The following is a 17,968-nucleotide window of genomic DNA, read 5'->3' on the forward strand; positions in this document are numbered from 1 at the left end:
ACCGGAACCCCCTCCAGAACGGGCCTGACGGCGCCACGATGCGGCGACACGGCCCCACCCACAACGACAAAGCGGGAGGTCAGCGTGCTCAAGCTCGCCGCCAATCTGACGTTCATGTTCACCGAGGTGCCCTTCCTCGAGCGCTTCGCCCGAGCCCGTGCCGCGGGCTTTCGCTACGTGGAGTTCCACAACCCCTATCCGTTCTGCGAGCGCCTCGAGGAGATCCGCGATGCCGCGGCCCGGGCCGGCGTGGGGATCATTCATTTCAACCTGCCGGGAGGTGACTGGGAGGCGGGCGAACGGGGCATCGCGGTGCTGCCGGATCGCACCGCCGAGTTCTTGCGGGGGCTCGACAGCACCATCGAGATCGCCACTCGGCTGGGCGCCAGCCAGCTCAACTGCCCGCTGGGCTATCCGCGCCCGGACATGTCACAGGAGCTACAGCAGCGGACTCTGGTCGACAACCTGCGCCATGCCGCCGAGGCCACCGCCCAGGCCGGCATCCGCTTGTTGGTGGAACCACTCAACCCCCTCACGCACCCCGGCTACCCGCTGGTCAAAACGGCTCAGGCAGTGGCCCTTCAGGATGCCGTCGACCATCCCAACCTATTGATCCAGTACGATTTCTATCAGATGCAGCGCTCCGAGGGAGAGCTCATCGAGACACTGCGCGGTCACCTGGATCGCATCGGTTTCGTCCAGTTGGCGGACAATCCGGGACGCCACGAACCGGGCACGGGGGAGATCAACTACCGCTACCTGCTCGGCGAGCTGGAGCGCATGGCCTTCGATCGCTTCATCTCGCTGGAGTACACCCCCAGTACCGGGACCGAGGCGTCGCTCGCGTGGATCCGCGACTACGGCATCCGCCACGCCTGACGTCCGTTACGGCATCGACGACACCGACTGACCACACGAGGAAACTCATCATGACCACGCCATTCTGGGTAGGCACCAGCTGGAAGATGAACAAGACGCTGGGCGAGGCCGCCAACTACTGCGCCGCCCTGCAGGACGCCGAACTGCTGCGCGACCCGCAACTGCAAGGCTTCGTGATTCCGCCCTTCACCGCGCTGAGCGAGGTGTGTCGGGCCCTGGCCGACACGTCGGTGATGGTGGGCGCCCAGAACATGCACTGGGCCGATTCGGGCGCCTACACCGGGGAGGTGTCGCCGCCGATGGTCCGGGACTGCGGTGCCGACATCGTCGAGCTGGGACACTCGGAGCGGCGCGAGTACTACAACGAGACCGACACGGCGATCAACCGCAAGGTCAAGGCCGCTCTGGCCCAGGGGCTTCGTCCGTTGATCTGCGTGGGCGAGACCGCCGAGGAGAAGGCGCTGGGCGTGGCCGCCGACACCGTGATCCGCCAGTGCCGGATCGCCCTGAGTGGCGTCCCAGACGAGGCCATGGACCGCGTGCTGATTGCCTACGAGCCGGTATGGGCGATTGGTGAGCACGGCACTCCCGCCACGGCCGAGGATGCCGGCTGGATGCACCGCCGGATCCGCGAGGCGCTGCCGACCACGTCCCAAGGCACTCCCCAGCCGGTGCTCTACGGCGGCAGCGTCAACCTCGCCAACTGTGCCGAGCTCGCCGCCCTGCCCGAGGTCGCCGGCCTGTTCATCGGTCGCAGCGCCTGGCAGCCGGAGGGACTGCTCGGCATTACCGAGCGCGTACTCGAGGTCCGGCGACCCCTGGCCTGAGGTCCCGGCGCCAGACATAAAAAAACCCCGGCGCGAGGCCGGGGAAGCGGGAGTCCCAGACGGGACGAGGAAGTCAGGGTGGGGGCTCAGCCCTTGACGCCCCCCGAGGTCAGCCCGCCGACGATCCAGCGCTGGCAGAGCAGGAAGACCAGGGTGATCGGCAGGCCGGAGAGCACCGCTGCGGCGGCGAAGTCACCCCAGCGCTGGTTGTGCTCGGCGAGGTACTGCTGGGCGCCGACGGCCAGGGTCAGCTTGTCCTCGTCGAGCAGCAGTACCGAGGCCATCGGGTACTCCATGATCGACATGATGAAGGCGAGGATGAACACCACCATCAGGATCGGCACCGACAGCGGCAGCAGGATGTGGCGGAAGGCCTGCCAGGTGCTGGCACCGTCGACCATGGCGGCCTCCTCGAGAGAACCGTCGATGGACTCGAAGTAGCCCTTGATGGTCCAGATGTGCAGCGCCACCGCCCCCAGCGAGGCGAGGATCAACGAACCGTGGGTATTGATGCCCAGCCAGGGCACCAGCTGTCCCAGGCGATCGAACAGGGCATAGAGGGCCACCAGCGACAGTACCGCCGGGAACATCTGGAAGATCAGCATGCCCTTGAGGATCGGCGCCTTGCCCTTGAAGCGCATGCGCGCGAAGGCATAGGCGCTGGTGGTGGAGAGCGCCAGGATCATCAACGAGGACACCACCGCCACCTTGATCGAGTTCCACAGCCACAGCAGCACCGGGAACGGCGGCTGGACGACGCTGCCGTCGGGGCGCTCCCAGGGCATGCCGAAGGCCAGCGCCCAGTGCTCCAGGGAGAAGCGCTCGGGGATCAGGCTGCCGGTGGCGAAGTTGCCCTCGCGGAAGGAGATCGAGATCACCAGCAGCAGCGGGAACACCACCAGGGCGACGAAGCCCAGCAGGGCCAGATGGGCACCCAGCCTGCGGGTGCGAATGGAACGGGGTTGAACCATGGCCATGAGACGACTCCTCTTAGACCTTGACCTTGGACAGGCGCAGGTTGAGCGCCGACAGGCCGACCACCAGCAGGAAGATCATGGTGGCGATGGCCGCCGCCAGGCCGAATTGCTGGCCGGCGTCCTTGAAGGCGATACGGTAGGTGTAACTGACCAGCAGGTCGGTGGTGCCCGCCGGCGTGCTGGCGCCGAGAATGTCCGGGCTCCCTTCGGTGAGCAGGGCGATCAGCACGAAGTTGTTGAAGTTGAAGGCGAAGGCGGCGATCAGCAGCGGCGTGAGCGGCTTGAGGATCAGCGGCAGGGTGATCCTGAACAAGTTGGTCAGCGGCCCGCCACCGTCCACCGCCGAGGCTTCGAAGAGGTCGCGGGGGATCGACTGGATCAACCCCATGCACAACAGCAGCATGTAGGGATACCCGAGCCAGGCGTTGACGATCAGCAGCATGGTGCGGGCCAGCGCCGGATCGGTGAACCAGTTGGGGCTGATGCCGAACAGATTCTCGAGGATCAGGTTTATCTCGCCGTAGTTCTGGTTGAACATGCCCTTGAAGATCAGGATCGAGATGAAGGCCGGCACCGCATAGGGCAGGATCAGCAGGGTGCGGTAGATGGCCTTGCCTTTGAGCTGATCCCACTGCAGCAGCGATGCCAGGATGAAGCCCAGCGCCAGGGTGGAGACCACCGTCAGCCCGGCGAAGACGAAGGTCCAGACGAAGATCTGCAGGAAGGGCCCGCGGATGTCCGGGTCGGTGAAGATCTTGGTGTAATTGTCCAGGCCCACCGACACCGGCCAGCCGGGGGTGAGGCGCTCGCCATCCTCGGTAACGAAGAAGCCGGTCTCCTGGTCGGGGATCAGGGTGGTGCCGTCGCGAAGGTCGGTCAGGCTGCCGTCGGGATTCTCTTCGAAGCGAGGCAGTATCGGCGCGAAGCTGCGCAGGCCCGCCATCTTGAGCTCGGTGCCGTCCGGCGTCACCAGGGTCAGGCCCTGCAGGCGGTCGCGCAGGGCGATCACCTCGCGGATGCCCAGTGCCTCGCCCGGCGGGGCCGCCTGGGCCGGTTCGACCGCCAGGGGTTGCCCTGCCACGGCCTGTGCCAGCGGGCGGGACACCAGTTGCCGCGTGCCTTCCAGGTCGCTGGCCCCCCTGGCGTCCAGATAGAGGCGCGTGCGATTGCCCTCGCGGACTAGCTGGAAGTCGAAGGCCTGACCCTCGGCCTGGTAGGTCTGGTCGAGGAACTGGGCTCGCACCCGCTCCTCGCTGAGCAGGTTGCTCGAACTGTAGTTGCTGAAGCTGATGCCGATGGTATAGACCAGCGGGAAGATCACGAACACGCCCATCCCGGCGAGCGCCGGGAAGATATAGCGATGACTCATCAGCTCACGCCTGCCGAACACGATCGCCAGGCTGGCCCCCAGCACCAGGAACAGCAGCGAGAACATCCACTGGCCGCGCAGGTGGAAGGCCACCACCAGCCACAGCGTGGCCAGCACCAGCAGTGCCGTCAGTGCACGCAGCGCCCAGCGGGTATAGCGCTCGGCGGGGTAGCGGGAGCGATGGCGCGGCAAGCCGCGCGAGGCATTGGTTATAAACATGGGATCACCTGCGGTCTGCCCCGGCCTGGCGGTGGTTCATGGCCGGCCGGGTACCTGGGCACTGGAAGGGAGGCGTTACTCGATGGCGTTACGGATGCGCCCGGCGGCGGCATCCAGCGCCGCCTGGGGAGCCTGTCGGCCGCTGCCGATGTTCTCCAGCGCCGGCCCCATGGCCGACCAGAAGGCGCCCATTTCGGGAATGTTCGGCATCGGGGCGCCGAGTTCGGCGTTCTCCAGGGTCGCGGCGATCCGCGGATCGGACTCCAGGTCCTGCTGGTAGGCCTTGTGGGCCATGGCGCCCAACGAGCCATCGCCGTTGAAGGTGCGCAGGCCCTGCTCCTCGAGCAGATAGCTCTCGAGGAACTCGGTGGCCAGGAAGTCGTTGGGCGAGGCCGAGTTGATCATCGCGGCCATCACCCCGAACATCGGCTTGGCGCGCTGGTCGCCGACCCGGGGCAGCAGCGCCACGCCGAAGTCGATGCCGCTCTTCTCCAGGTTGCTCCAGGCCCAGGGACCGTTGATCATGGTGGCCACCTCGCCCTTGTTGAAGCGGGTGTCGGTGACGCTGTAGTCGGTGCCTTCGGGCAGCACGCCGGTCTCGATCAACTCACGCAGCACGCGGGCGCCTTCCACGGCACCGGCGTTGTTGACGCCGATATCGCCGACGTCATAGCCGGTCTCGGAGCTGCGGTAGGGGTAGCCGCCGTTGGCGGCCAACAACGTCCAGCTGAAGTAGGGTTCGCCGTAATCGAAGAGGATCGCCTTCTTGCCCTCCTTCACCAATTCAGCATCGAGCTCTTTGAGCTCGGCGAAGCTCTCGGGCGCCTCCTCCACCAGGGCCTTGTTGTAGATCAGGCCCAGCGACTCCACCGAGATCGGGTAGCCGTAGGTCCCCCCGTTCCACTCGACGGCGTCCCAGGTGAAGTCGAAGTAGCGATCGCGAAAGTCCTCGCTCGGCGCCACTGGCCGCAGCAGGCCGCTCTTGGCCCACTCACCCATGCGATCATGGGCGAAGATGACGATGTCCGGCCCCTGGCCGCTGCCCGCCGCCTGTTGGAAGCGGTTGGTCATGTCATCGGGGTGGACGATGTCGATGGCGATCCCGGTGTCGGCGGTGAACCGCTCGGCCACCTCGCGGATGCCCTGGGGGCCCTTGTTGTCGCCGATCCAGATGGTCAGGCTGTCGTCCTCGAAGGCCATTGCCGGGAGGGCGGCGCCGGCGCTCAGGCTGGCGGCCAGCAGCGGAGTGAGGATGGCGTGGCGTCGGGTCATGGGTCGCTACCTCGAGTGTTGTCGTGGCGTGTTGTGTTGTTGTGGCGTCACCCCGTACTCGCGCAGGCGGCACGGGATGCCGATAGCCCCTAGCCTGGTCAATCCGGGGCAGGGCTTCCTCCTCCCCGAGGGGCGCAGGGGTGGCGTATGGGTGGGGCGTAGGGAGGGGGAAGCCAGTCATCCTGCAGGAGGAGGCCAGGTTCGATGCTCGCCGCTAGCATGGGTCGGACCATGCCTTCCCTCCACGACAACCACAACGGGATGCCCATGACAGCACAGCAATTGCCCGGTTCGATCGCCCTGGCCGCGACCCTGGCCCTGTCGGCCCCGCCGGCCATGGCCGCCACCGACAGCGCCCCATCGCGGGGCGACCCCCGGCGCCTGGGCGACGCGCAAGCGGTGATGGTGCATCTGTTCGAATGGCGCTGGGACGATATCGCCACCGAGTGCGAGACCCATCTCGGCCCGGCCGGCATCGACGCCGTGCAGGTCTCGCCGGCCAACGAGCATATCGCCCTCGACGGCGTCGACGGGGCCTGGTGGGCCCGCTACCAGCCGGTGAGCTATGCGCTGACCTCGCGCAGCGGCGACCGCGAGGCCTTCGCCGAGATGGTCGAGCGCTGCGACGCCGCCGGCGTGGCCATCATCGCCGATGGGGTGATCAACCATATGGCCGGCATCGGCGAGGGCGTCGGCATCGCCGGCACCGCCTACGCCCCCTTCCACTACGCCGAGCTGTACCGGCGCGACGACTTCCATCACTGCGGCCGTCACGGCAACGACCAGATCCACGGCTACCAGGACCGCGACGAGGTGCAGACCTGCCACCTGCTGGGGCTGGCCGACCTGGCCACCGAGCGCGAGGCGGTGCGCGACACCATCGCCGCCTATCTGCAGTCCTTGCTCGACCTCGGCGTGGCCGGCCTGCGGATCGACGCCGCCAAGCACATGCCGGCGGCGGATGTCGCGGCGATACTCGACCGCCTCGAGGGCGACCCCTATGTGTTCCAGGAGGTGATCGACCCCGGCAGCGAGCCGATCAAGAAGCGGGAGTATGCCCCGGCCGCCGCTGTCACCGAGTTCGGCTACTCGCACCACCTGGCCCGGGCCATCGCCAGCGGTGACCTGGCCGGCCTCGAGACGCTGGGCCGGGGCGACGACTGGCTGGCCGGCGACGAGGCCCTGGTGTTCGTCGACAATCACGACAAGCAGCGCGGCCATGTGGGCGGCGGGGTGCTGATGCACCGCGACGCCCTCTACCCGCTGGCCAACGTCTTCATGCTCGCCTGGCCCTACGGCACGCCCAAGCTGATGTCGAGCTATACCTTCGACAACGGCGACCAGGGCCCGCCCGCGGTGGCCGAGGACGGCTGGCGCACCCGGCGGGTGCATGGCGAGGACGGCCTGGGCTGCCTGGCCCGCGACGACCTCGCGCGGCGCGGCTGGGTCTGCGAGCACCGCTGGCCCGAGATCACCGCCATGGTCGGCTTCCGCCAGGCGGTCGGCGACGCCCCGCTCGCCCACTGGCAGGCGGACGGCGCCTCGCGCATCGCCTTCGCGCGCGGCGACCGCGGCTTCGTGGCCATGAACCGGGCCGAGGCGACCTGGGCGGCCACGCTCGATACCGGCCTGCCGGCGGGCGAGTACTGCAACCTGCTGGATGACTGTGCCACCCGGGTGACGGTGGACGCGGCGGGGCGGGCCGAGTTCGCGGTCCCCCGCGACGCCGCCGTGGCGCTGCGCGCCGACCGGCCCGCGCCATGACACCGATCGGGGCGGCCGTCAGCCGCGCCCGAAGCGCGCCAGTTGCATCTCGCGCAGCCGACTCAGGGTGCGGCGGAAGGGAAAGGCCAGGTGGCCATCGCGATAGAGCGACTCGAGGGGCACCCGTGCCTCGAGGTAGAGCGGCACGCCCCGGTCGTAGCATTCGTCGACCAGGGCGATGAAGCGCCTCACGCCGTCGTCCTGTCGGGTCAGCGCCGGCAGTTCGCGATCGCCGGCGGCGACCCGGGCGCTGGCATCCTCGGTGCCCCGGGCGATGTCGCGGTCGGGAAGCCCCGCGTCGAGACGCGGGACCTCGCCGATCAGCACATGGCGGAAACGGTCGCAGAGGCCGATGAAGTCCAGCGCCGAGAGGGGCTGTTCGCACAGGGCCGCGAAGCGGCACCACAGCACGTCGTCACTGTGCGCCTCCACCGCAATGGCCCGGTGGCCAAGCTCGATCGGCGACGTGCGCCTCGCCTGGCCGTCGCTGAGCCTGGCGAAGACCTCGACCAGGGGGGAAGACTGCCCCGACTCGTGCACCCAGTAGCGGCGCAGGCCAAGGCCGGGATGGCGGCGATGGTCCTCGTCGCCGTCCAGGTGTACCACCCCCATATGGCGGACGACCGCCTCGATCGCCGGCAGGAAGCGCTCACGATTGAAGCCGTCCGCATAGAGCTGCTCCGGCGCCTGGTTGGAGGTGGCGACCAGCACCACCCCCTCCTCGAAGAGCGCACCCAGCAGGCGGCCCAGCAGCATGGCGTCGGCGATATCGTTGACGCAGAGCTCATCCAGACACAGCACCCGCACGTCCGCGGCAAGCTCCGCCCCCAGGCGGCGCAGCGGATCGGGAGTGCCGGACAGCTGGAACTGCCGCCGATGCAGCCAGCGCATGAAGTGATGGAAGTGCTGGCGCCTGGCCGGCACCGTCAGGGCGCGATGGAAGCGATCCATCAGCCAGGTCTTGCCGCGGCCCACCGACCCCCACAGGTAGACGCCGGGTACCGCCTCGTCGCCCCTCGCCAGGGCCTGGAAGGTCGCCTCCAGCGCCTCGACCGCCCGCCACTGGGCCGCATCGGCGACGAAGCCACGACGCTCGATGGCCTCGCGATAGTCGACGCGCGGCGAGCCGGGAATCGCGGCCGCGTCCTCCGGGTCGCGCTCCGCGTCCGGCGTCGCCGGGGGACCGAGTTCCCCGTGATCACCCACCATGTCGGCGCCGACGCAGTTTCTGGAACAGCGTCACCCCACCCAGCACCACGGCCCCGACGACGAGGCCGAACACCAGGTTGAGCAGCATCGGGCCCAGGCCATGGACGATGGCATCGAGCCCGGGCACCGCCAGCTCGACCTCGGCGACGCCCTGGACGACATGGTGCACGGCGGGAATGCCATGGCTGAGGATGCCGCCGCCGACCAGGAACATGGCCACGGTGCCGACCACCGAGAGCAGCTTCATCAGGTAGGGGGCCCCGGCCACCAGGCCACGCCCCAGCCCGGCCAGGACGCCCCCGCGACGGCTGAGGTGAAGCCCCAGGTCGTCCAGCTTGACGATGCCCGCCACCAGGCCATAGACGCCGATCGTCATCAGCGCCGCGATGCCGACCAGCACCGCCACCTGCTGGCCGAGGGCCACCCCGGCGACCGTGCCCAGGGTGATGACGATGATCTCGGCGGAGAGGATGAAGTCGGTGCGGATGGCGCCCTTGATGCGCTCCCGCTCGAACTCGCGCATGTCGACATCCTCGGCGGCGAGCGCCTTGACCCGTTCGGCATGCTCCGCCGCGTCCTCCTCGCCGTGCAGGAACTTGTGGGCCAGCTTCTCGGCCCCCTCGAAGCACAGGTAGGCCCCGCCCAGCATCAGCAGCACGGTCACCAGGGGCGGCAGCAGGGCGCTGATCAGCAGCGCCGCGGGAATCAGGATCACCTTGTTGCGCAGCGACCCCTTGGCCACCGCCCAGACCACCGGCAGCTCACGGTCGGCGTTCACGCCGGTGACCTGCTGGGCATTGAGGGCCAGGTCGTCGCCCAGCACCCCGGCGGTCTTCTTGGCCGCCACCTTGGTCATCAGGGACACGTCGTCGAGGATGGTGGCGATATCATCGATCAGGGTCAGCAGGCTGCTACCGGCCACGGAGGCCTCCTTGGGCAGTGAATCGGCGGCCACCAGCATAACCGCCGCCCCGCCCCGCGCCGAGCCCCCGGCCCGCGAATCCGCCCCCGGTGACGAAAAAAGTCCCGCCGACAGGCGGGACCAGGAGGGTCATCTCCACGCTACCGGGCTCAGTCGCGCTGGAAGGGATAGACATCGCCCAGCCGCAGCAGGCGGGTCAGCTCGTCCAGCGCGGCCAGGGTCTCCTCGGCCAGTTGGGGGTCGGCCAGGTCGGCCGGTGCCAGGCGGTCGCGGTAGTGGCGCTCGACCCAGGCGATGAGCTCGCCATGCAGGGCATCGTCCAACAGCACCCGGCCGGAGAGCGCGGCCCGCTCCGCCTCGGACAGCGCCACGCGCAGCCGCAGGCAGGCCGGCCCGCCGCCGTTGCGCATGCTCTGCTTGACGTCCTTGACCACCACCTCGGCGATCGGGTTGTGGCCCGCCAGCAGGTGATCCTGCAGGCAGCGCCACACCGCCTCACGCTCCTGGCACTCCCCCGGCACCACCAGGGTCATGGTGCCGTCGGGATTGCTGAGCAGCTGGGAGTTGAACAGGTACGAGGCCACGGCATCGTCCAGGCTCACCGCCTCGACGGGCACCCGCACCGGGATCAGGGGCGTGGCCATCCTGGCCCGCAGGGCGTCCAGGGTGGCCTGCTCGTCGCGGAAGGCCGTCTCGTGGTAGAGCAGCACCGGCCCGTTGCCCACCGCGATGACGTCGTTGTGGAAGACCCCGGCATCGATCGCGTCGGGATGCTGCTGGGCGAACACCGCCTGGGCCTCCGTGAGGCCGTGCTGGCGGGCCACCGCCTGGCTGGCCTCCAGGGTCTGGCGGGCCGGGAAGCGCCGGGGTTCGACACCGTCGCCGCCGAAGGCCTGGCGGCCATAGACGTAGAGGTGCACCCCCGGCGCGCCGTGCTCGTCACACAGCCGGGTATGGTTGGCCGCGCCCTCGTCGGAGAACGCCGGGGTCGCCGGCAACACCGGGTGATGGGCGAAGTGCGCCTCGTCACGGAAGATCGCGGCCAGCACCCGAGCGGTGGTCTCGGGCTCCAGGTAGCGGTGGAAGCTCGACTGCAGGTTGGCGGGGGTGAAGTGCACCCGCCCGTCCGCGGCGTCGACGCTCGGCGTCACCGTGCCGGCATTGGCGGTCCACATGCTGGACGCCGAGCACACCGCCCGCAGCAGCTGCGGCGCCTCGCCGGCGGCCCGGGCCAGCACCTCGGCGTTGCTGCCGGAGAAGCCCAGGGCGCGCAGGGCGCCCAGGTCGGGGCGCTGCTGGGGCGGCAGCACGCCCTGGGCGTAGCCGGCATCCATCAGCGACTTCATCTTCTCGAGGCCCTGCAGCGCGGCCTCCCGGGGATTGGCCACCAGGCCCTCGTGGCTCATCGACGCCACGTTGCCGTGGGCCAGGCCCGAGTAGTTGTGGGTCGGGCCCACCAGGCCGTCGAAGTTGACCTCGCGCACCGTCGGGTTCTGTTCCTGGCTCACAGCGTCACCCCCGGCGGCAGCTGGTCGGGCAGGTGCAGGTCCTCGCTCTCCATGGAGGCCACCGGATAGGCGCAGTAGTCGGCGGCGTAATAGGCACTCGGGCGATGGTTGCCGCTGTCGCCCACGCCGCCGAAGGGCGCGTCGCCGGAGGCGCCGGTGGTCTGGCGGTTCCAGTTGACGATGCCGGCGCGGATGCGCAGCAGGAAGTCATCCCAGTCGGCGCGCTCGCCGCCGATCAGGCCGGCCGAGAGGCCGTAGCGGGTGTCGTTGGCGAGCCGCAGCGCCTCGTCCCAGTCACGGTAGCGATGGACCTTGAGCAGCGGACCGAAATGCTCCTCGTCGGGAATCTCCAGACCCGTGACGTCGATCAGCGACGGCGAGAGCAGGCTGGTGCCCTCCTCCAGGCGCTCCATGCGCGACAGCACGACGCCGCCCCGGGCCTCGAGGGCGTCCTGGGCCGCGAGCAGGCCATCGGCGGCCGCCACGCTCACCAGGCCGCCGTAGAAGGGGGCCTCCTCGCTGAACTGGCCGGCCACGCGCAGCTGAGCGATGGCGTCGGACAGGGCGTCCAGCAGATGGTCGCCCACCTGGCCTTCCGGCACGATCAAGCGCCGCGCGCAGGTGCAGCGCTGGCCGCCGGAGAGGAAGGCGGACTGCAGGATGGTCAGCACCGCGGCGTCCTGGTCGGGCACGTCCTTGATCACCAGCGGATTGTTGCCGCCGAGTTCGAGGGCCAGGATCTTGTCGAGCTGATCGGCGAACTGACGCTGCAGCAGGCCGCCGACCTTGGCGCTGCCGGTGAACAGCAGGCCGTCGATGCCGGGATGCGCCGACAGCGCCTGGCCCACCGGGGCCGCGCCCTGCACCAGGTTGATCACGCCGTCGGGCAGGCCGGCCTCGCGCCAGCACTGCAGGGTCAGGTCGGCGGTCAACGGGGTCTGCTCGCTGGGCTTGAAGACCACGCTGTTGCCGGCCAGCAGCGCCGGCACCATGTGGCCATTGGGCAGGTGGCCCGGGAAGTTGTAGGGACCGAACACCGCCATCACGCCATGCGGGCGATGGCGCAGCACCGCCCGGGCGTCGCCGAGGTCGCGCTCGCGCTCGCCGGTGCGCTCCTGGTAGGCGCGGATGGAGATCGCCACCTTGCCGATCATCGCGCCGACCTCGGTGCGGGCCTCCCAGAGCGGCTTGCCGGTCTCGCCGGCGATGGCCGTGGCCAGGTCCTCGCGGTGGCTCTCCAGCACCTCGCGGAAGCGCTCCACCAGGGCCTGGCGCTCCTCGAAGGGCTTACGCGCCCAGGCCGGGAAGGCGGCGCGGGCCGCGTCCACGGCGGCGCCCACCTGGGCCCCGGAGGCGGCGTTACCCTGCCACAGCCGATCTCCCGAGACCGGGTCCCGCTTGGCGAAGGCCTCGGCCTCGCCGTCTTGCCATTGGCCGCCGATCAGCAGCCGTTGCGTCGCCTTCATCACGCCTCCTCGTCGGTATCCAGTATGCGCAGGGTGTCGCCGGAGCCGACCTCGAGGCGCCTGGCCTCGGCCTCGCTCAGCGTCACCACGCCATCGTCATCGGGGCCGCGCCCCAGCCAGGCCGAGCGGAAGCCGGCCATGGAAGTGGTGGCGGCCAGCCAGCGCGGGCGCGGCGCCGGCGCCAGGTCGTCGCCCTTGACCTCCACCCGGCAGGTCCGCGACAGGCGCACGCCGCGCACGTCGTCGACATAGGCCTCCACGGTGGGGCCGCCGTCGAAGATGTCGATGAAGCCCTCCCAGCGCAGGCCCTCCTTCTTGAGCATGGCCAGCGCCGGGCGAGTGTGTTCGTGGACCTGGCCGATGCAGGCCCGGGCCTCCTCGGAGAGGAAGGGGGTGTAGATCGGGAACTTGGGCATCAGCTCGCCGATAAAGCTCTTTTGTCCTAACCCCGTCAGTCTGTCCGCTTCATTGAAGTCCAGGGGGAAGAAGTGGCTGCCCAGGCATTCCCAGAAGGGACTGCGGCCCTCGGCATCGAAGACCCCGCGCATCTCCGCCAGCACCTTGTCGGGGAAGCGGTCGCGGAACTCGGCCATGAACAGCCAGCGCATCATCGACAGCAGGGCCCCGTTGCGCTCGAAGCGACGGTCGCGCCCGCGGTACTCGGGGCGCAGGAACAGCGAGGCCACCTCGGCGTCGCCGGTGTGGTCAGAGCTCAGGAACAGGGTGTCGATGGTGCGGTGCAGGTCGAGCTGCACCGAGGAGTGCGCCAGGGTGCCCACCCGGTAATGGTAGAAGGGCACCTCGCGGCCCACCTGACCCTCGATGGCGCAGCAGCCGGCCAGCCGGCCGGTCTCGTCGTCCTCGAGGACGAAGAAGTAGAGCCGCTGGTCCACCGGCGTGCGCTCCTGGAAGGCGCTCACCGCGGTGTCGATCTTCCGGGCCAGGAACTCGCGGTTGTCGGGCAGCGAGGTGAAGCCCACCCCGGTCTCCCGGGCCAGGGCCTGCAACTCGTCCAGGTCGGACGGGGCAATGGGTCGAATGCGCATCACAGCTCTCCCTCGTCGTAGCCCGGATCATGCTCGTCGCCCGGCAAGGTGAGCGGGGCGGCCAGCACGGCACGGCCCTCCTCGACGCCGAGCAGCTCGGCGTGCTCCGGCGACAGCATCAGCTGGCCGGTGGGCGAGAGCGCGTAGCGCGCCACCACGCAACGGAAGTCGCCGAGGCGCTGGTTGGCGACCATCGCCGGCTCGGCATCCGGCAGCGAGTGGGCCGGACGGATGCGCACCGGGTGCCAGGCGGCGCGCCGGAAGCTCTCGAGCCGGTCGCGCTCGGCCTTGATCACCGGGCCGGCGTCGAAGATGTCGACGTGGCGCGAGCGCAGGAAGCCCTCGGCAAGCATCTCGTCCATGGCCGACTCGTGGTCCGGATGCTCGCGGCCGATGGCCGCCCGAGCCTGGGGCGTGAGCAGCGCCAGGTAGAGCGGGAACTGGGGCATCACCTCGGCGATGAAGCTCTTCGAGCGCACCCCGGCCACGTAGTTGATCTCCTGGTAGTCGCGCACGAAGAAGTGGCGGCCCACGCTGTTCCAGAATGGCGACTGGTTGTCGTCGTCGAGGTAGCCGGGGAAGGCCATCGCCAGGATCTCGGCGAAGCGCTCAGGATACTGGGCGATGAACATCAGCCGCGCGCGGCGCAGCAGGCTCTCGGCGCTGGTGCCCCGGTAGCGGGGATCCAGCGAGTAGGCGCACAGCAGGCTCGCCTCGGAGACCTCGTGGGACAGCGACAGGGTCTGCACTTCGCGGCGCACGTCGAGCTGCTGCGAGGCGTGGATGAGGGTCTCCTGCCGATAGGTGTAGTAGGCCTCCCGGGCACCGGCCTGGGCGCGAACGGTGGCGGTCCCCACCACCTCGCCGCGCTCCAGGTCCTCGAGGACGAAGGTGTAGTGCTCGTCACCGGGGAACTCCACCTCGGCCTCGAAGGCGCGCTGGGAGCGCGTGATGCGCTCCTCGAGGCGGTCCCGGTGGGCCGGCAGGTTGGTCAGGCGCGGCGTGGCGCTGCCGGCCAGCCGCTCCAGGGCCGGCAGGTCCGCCGGCCGGGTGGGACGTACGACCAGCATGGCATGGCCTCCACTGGATGGTTCGGGGTCTCGCTGGGCGTGGCCGAGGCTCACTGGGCGGCCACCATCCGGGCGACCGCCCGCTCCAGGCGCGCCATGCCCTCGGCGATGTCGGTCTCGGGAATCACCAGCGAGGGCGCCATGCGCAGCACGTTGGGGCCGGCGACCAGCGCCATCAGGCCCTCCTCGATGGCCAGCGGCAGGATGTCCTTGGCGCGATTCTGGTAATCGTCGCTCATCTCGGCACCGATCAGCAGGCCCATGCCGCGGATCTCCTTGAACACCCCGTGCTTGCGGTTGATGGCCTCGAGGTGCTCACGGAACAGGTCGTGGCGCTGCTTGACGCCGCCCAGCACCTCGGGGGTGTCGATGTGCTCCACGGCGGCCAGGGCCACGGCCGAGGCCAGGGCGTTGCCGCCGTAGGTGGAACCGTGGGTACCGATGGCCATGGCCGGGGCGATGCGGTCGGTGGTCAGCATCGCGCCCACCGGGAAGCCGCCGCCCAGGGACTTGGCGCTGGTCAGGATATCCGGTGTCACGCCGTATTCCATGTAGGCGAACAGCGAGCCGGTGCGGCCCACACCGGTCTGCACCTCGTCGAAGACCAGCAGGGCGTCGTGCTCGTCGCACAGCTCGCGCAGCCCCTTCAGGAATTCGGGGTCGGCGGGCAGGATACCGCCCTCGCCCTGCATCGGCTCGACCATCACCGCACAGGTGTCGCCATCGATCAGCTCGCGCACGCTGTCGAGGTCGTTGAACTCGCCGTGGACGATGCCGCCCGGCACCGGGCCGAAGCCCTGGGAGTACTTGGGCTGGCCGCCGACGCTGACGGTGAAGAAGGTCCGGCCGTGGAAGGACTGGTAGAAGGAGACGATGCGGTGCTTGTGCTCACCATGGGTGTCGTGGGCCCAGCGGCGCGCCAGCTTGAGCGCGGCCTCGTTGGCCTCGCCGCCGGAACTGCACAGGTAGACCTTGTCGGCGAAGGTACGCTCGACCAGGGTGCGGGCCAGCTTGAGGGCCGGCTCGTTGGTGTAGACGTTGGAGAGGTGCCACAGCTTGTCGGCCTGCTCCTTGAGGGCATCGACCAGCACCGGATGGCAATGGCCCAGGGAGTTCACCGCGATGCCGCCGGCGAAGTCGATGTACTCCTTGCCTTCCTGGTCCCACAGGCGGCTGCCCTCGCCGCGCACCGGAATGGCTTTCTGCGGCGCATAGTTGGGCACCATGTACTGGTCGAAATCGGTGCGGGTCGGGGTCTGGGTCATGTCACTCTCCGTTGTCGCGAGCCGAGGCTCGTCAGGATGAATCCAAGTTCACTCGAGTATAGGGAGCCCCCAGGCGGGGGGCTTTCAGCAATGGGACGGCGAATTGTGAAAAAGGCAGTGCGGCCGGCCGTCGATACGCGCCACCGCGGGATCGGCTATGGTAGGGGTCTGCTCGAGGAGAATACCCGGATGCTCAACACCACGGCCTGGAACCGCCTGCGCTACGGCCTCTATGCCCCGCTCTACGACCACGTCGCCGAGCGCACCTTTCGCGAGGCGCGCCGCCAGGCGCTGGCCCAGGTGCACTGGCAGCCGGGCATGCGGGTGCTGCTGGTCGGAGCCGGCACCGGGCTCGACCTGCCCTGGCTGCCGCGGGACATCGAGCTGCATGCCACCGACCTGTCCCCGGCCATGGTGCAGCGCCTGGCCGCCCGCGCCGAGGCCATGGGGCGGGACGTGGAGAGCGAGGTGATGGACGCCGAGGCCCTGCACTACCCCGATGGCCACTTCGACGTGGTGGTGATGCACCTGATCCTGGCGGTGATGCCGGACCCGGTGCGAGGCCTGGCCGAGGCCCACCGGGTGCTGGCCGAGCATGGCCAGCTGGGCGTGATGGACAAGTTCCAGGCCGACGAGCGCCCGGCCGGCCCCGGCCGGCGGGCGCTGAACCTGGTCACCTCGGCGATCGCCACCGACATCACCCGCCAGGCCCGGCCGCTGCTGGAGCGCGCCGGCTTCGTGATCGAGGCCGACCGGCCGGTGCTGATGGGCTCGCTGTTCCGCGCCCTGCTGGCACGCAAGGGGCCCGCTTCCAGGCCGTGACCCGGGCTCAGCCCAGGCGCTCCTCCCGGGGGGTGATGCCGAAGTGGTTGCGATAGGCGGTGGAGAAGTGCGCCGCCGAGGAGAAGCCGGTCTGCAGGGCGATCTCGCCGGCGGGCCGGTCGCTCTCGCGCAGCAGCTTGCGAGCCTGCTGCAGGCGCAGGTTGAGGTAGTAGCGGCTGGGTACCGCCTGCAGGTATTTCTTGAAGAGTCGCTCGAGCTGGCGCCGCGAGATGCCGAGGTGCTCGGCCAGCTCATGGGTCGTCAGCGGCTCCTCGATGTTGGACTCCATCAGCGCCACGGCGTCCACCAGGCTCTGGGGCGCATGGCCAAGGCGGGTGCGCAGCGGCACCTGCTGGGGCTCGTCACCCATGCGGATGCGCTCCAGAACGAAGTGCTCCGAGATCCGCTCGGCCAGCTCCCCGCCGTGCTGGCTGCCGACCAGGGTCATCATCATGTCCATGGCGGCGGTGCCGCCGCCACAGGTCAGGCGGTCACGATCGATCTCGAACAGCTGCTGCGACAGGCGCACCCGCGGATAGTCCCGGGCGAAGGCCGCGAAGCGCGGCCAGGGCAGGGTCGCCCGATAGCCATCGAGCACCCCGGCCCGGGCCAGCACCTCGGTGCCACCGCCGATCCCGCCCAGCACCACCCGGGCGGCGGCCAGGCGCCGCAACCAGTCGAGCAGGCCCGCCGGCACGCTGCCCGCGAGCGGCCCGGGGGCGCAGACCAGCAGCATGTCCAGGGCCTGGTCGGGCTCCCCGGCGACGGCCTGGGGCATCAGCGCCTGCCCCGAGGCGCTGGCCACGGGGCGTTCGTCGACGGCGAAGGTGGACAGGCGGTAGAGGCTGCGTCCCTCCAGGCGATTGGCCACGAACAGCGGCTCGGTGGCACAGGCCTGGGCCAGCAGCGAGAAGCCGGGCAACACCACGACCCCCACATGCCGTGACACCGGCATGGTCGATGAGGCGATCGGGGAGTCGGGCATGGGGCGCTCTCGTTGCGGGGAAAGGCCTTATTCTATCCAAAGCCAGCCGTCGCGACAGCCGCCCGGACACGCCGACGCCGGGCCCGGAGCCCGGCGTCGTGCCACGAGACCGGCGCGGCGGGATCAGTCGCCGAGGCCGATCACCAGCAGCCCGATGACCACCACCGCAACGACCACGATGAGCACCGGCAGCAGCCAGGTCAGGCGTTGGGGGGCCTGATGCGCCTCGGGCTGGTCCTCATCGGGCTCGGGGTGCTCGTAGTCCTCGGGCTGGCTGACCTCCTTGAAGTGCTCCAGTTCCTCTTCCGGCGTCTTGCTTTCCCTGGTATCCATACCGACCTCCTGGGTTCGCGGATCTCGGGACAGGC

16 protein-coding genes are annotated in these 17,968 nt (G+C 69.6%); 4 read left to right on the forward strand and 12 right to left on the reverse strand.

The window, feature by feature from the left end; all coding sequences use genetic code 11:
- Positions 1-84 precede the first annotated feature (84 nt).
- On the forward strand, positions 85-879 hold the full coding sequence (locus OCT48_RS16585; RefSeq protein WP_263590238.1) for a hydroxypyruvate isomerase family protein: 795 nt from the start codon (positions 85-87) through the stop codon (positions 877-879).
- A 50-nt stretch (positions 880-929) separates the two neighbouring features.
- The gene (locus OCT48_RS16590) at positions 930-1,706 is read left to right on the forward strand and encodes a triose-phosphate isomerase (protein WP_263590239.1); all 777 of its coding nucleotides are present in this window, start codon (positions 930-932) and stop codon (positions 1,704-1,706) included.
- A gap of 86 nt (positions 1,707-1,792) precedes the next feature.
- Here the strand turns inward: OCT48_RS16590 and malG are convergent, their stop codons facing one another.
- The 3 genes from malG to malE all read right to left on the reverse strand — a co-directional run bounded on the left by malG (position 1,793) and on the right by malE (position 5,543).
- Complete coding sequence (gene malG / locus OCT48_RS16595) at positions 1,793-2,683, reverse strand: maltose ABC transporter permease MalG (protein ID WP_263590240.1); 891 nt, start codon at positions 2,681-2,683, stop codon at positions 1,793-1,795.
- A gap of 13 nt (positions 2,684-2,696) precedes the next feature.
- A complete protein-coding gene (gene malF, locus OCT48_RS16600; protein WP_263590241.1) occupies positions 2,697-4,271 on the reverse strand; it encodes a maltose ABC transporter permease MalF in 1,575 nt (524 codons plus the stop codon).
- A 75-nt stretch (positions 4,272-4,346) separates the two neighbouring features.
- Positions 4,347-5,543: a maltose/maltodextrin ABC transporter substrate-binding protein MalE gene (gene malE, locus OCT48_RS16605; RefSeq protein WP_263590242.1), complete on the reverse strand. Its 1,197-nt coding sequence runs from the start codon at positions 5,541-5,543 to the stop codon at positions 4,347-4,349.
- 267 nt (positions 5,544-5,810) lie between these two features.
- Here malE and OCT48_RS16610 point away from each other — a divergent pair, with 267 nt between their 5' ends.
- Positions 5,811-7,307 (forward strand): alpha-amylase, encoded by a 1,497-nt coding sequence (locus OCT48_RS16610; protein WP_263590243.1) that lies wholly within the window; start codon positions 5,811-5,813, stop codon positions 7,305-7,307.
- 18 nt (positions 7,308-7,325) lie between these two features.
- Here the strand turns inward: OCT48_RS16610 and zapE are convergent, their stop codons facing one another.
- The 7 genes from zapE to OCT48_RS16645 form a co-directional block, all read right to left on the reverse strand.
- Complete coding sequence (gene zapE, locus OCT48_RS16615) at positions 7,326-8,516, reverse strand: cell division protein ZapE (RefSeq protein ID WP_263590244.1); 1,191 nt, start codon at positions 8,514-8,516, stop codon at positions 7,326-7,328.
- Positions 8,506-9,438 carry a DUF808 domain-containing protein gene (locus OCT48_RS16620; protein WP_263592640.1) on the reverse strand — a complete coding sequence of 311 codons (933 nt, stop codon included), beginning with the start codon at positions 9,436-9,438 and terminating at the stop codon, positions 8,506-8,508. Before OCT48_RS16620 ends, zapE begins: the two co-directional genes overlap by 11 nt.
- Before the next feature lie 149 nt (positions 9,439-9,587).
- Positions 9,588-10,946 carry an N-succinylarginine dihydrolase gene (gene astB, locus OCT48_RS16625; RefSeq protein WP_263590245.1) on the reverse strand — a complete coding sequence of 453 codons (1,359 nt, stop codon included), beginning with the start codon at positions 10,944-10,946 and terminating at the stop codon, positions 9,588-9,590.
- Positions 10,943-12,412 (reverse strand): succinylglutamate-semialdehyde dehydrogenase, encoded by a 1,470-nt coding sequence (gene astD, locus OCT48_RS16630; RefSeq protein ID WP_263590246.1) that lies wholly within the window; start codon positions 12,410-12,412, stop codon positions 10,943-10,945. Before astD ends, astB begins: the two co-directional genes overlap by 4 nt.
- Entirely contained in the window at positions 12,412-13,458 is a 1,047-nt protein-coding gene (gene astA, locus OCT48_RS16635; protein WP_263590247.1) for an arginine N-succinyltransferase, read from the reverse strand. Before astA ends, astD begins: the two co-directional genes overlap by 1 nt.
- On the reverse strand, positions 13,458-14,528 hold the full coding sequence (locus OCT48_RS16640) for an arginine N-succinyltransferase (protein ID WP_263590248.1): 1,071 nt from the start codon (positions 14,526-14,528) through the stop codon (positions 13,458-13,460). Before OCT48_RS16640 ends, astA begins: the two co-directional genes overlap by 1 nt.
- 50 nt (positions 14,529-14,578) lie before the next feature.
- Positions 14,579-15,793 (reverse strand): aspartate aminotransferase family protein, encoded by a 1,215-nt coding sequence (locus tag OCT48_RS16645; RefSeq protein ID WP_263590249.1) that lies wholly within the window; start codon positions 15,791-15,793, stop codon positions 14,579-14,581.
- Between the two features lie 189 nt (positions 15,794-15,982).
- Between OCT48_RS16645 and OCT48_RS16650 the strand changes: the two genes are divergently transcribed.
- A complete protein-coding gene (locus OCT48_RS16650; RefSeq protein ID WP_263590250.1) occupies positions 15,983-16,615 on the forward strand; it encodes a class I SAM-dependent methyltransferase in 633 nt (210 codons plus the stop codon).
- A gap of 7 nt (positions 16,616-16,622) precedes the next feature.
- On the opposite strand, the gene OCT48_RS16655 is transcribed toward OCT48_RS16650, so the two are convergent.
- On the reverse strand, positions 16,623-17,600 hold the full coding sequence (locus OCT48_RS16655) for a GlxA family transcriptional regulator (RefSeq protein WP_263590251.1): 978 nt from the start codon (positions 17,598-17,600) through the stop codon (positions 16,623-16,625).
- A gap of 123 nt (positions 17,601-17,723) precedes the next feature.
- Entirely contained in the window at positions 17,724-17,933 is a 210-nt protein-coding gene (locus tag OCT48_RS16660) for a hypothetical protein (RefSeq protein ID WP_263590252.1), read from the reverse strand.
- Positions 17,934-17,968 lie beyond the last annotated feature (35 nt).

This window comes from Halomonas sp. M4R1S46 (assembly GCF_025725685.1).
In the GTDB taxonomy this organism is placed as follows: domain Bacteria; phylum Pseudomonadota; class Gammaproteobacteria; order Pseudomonadales; family Halomonadaceae; genus Halomonas.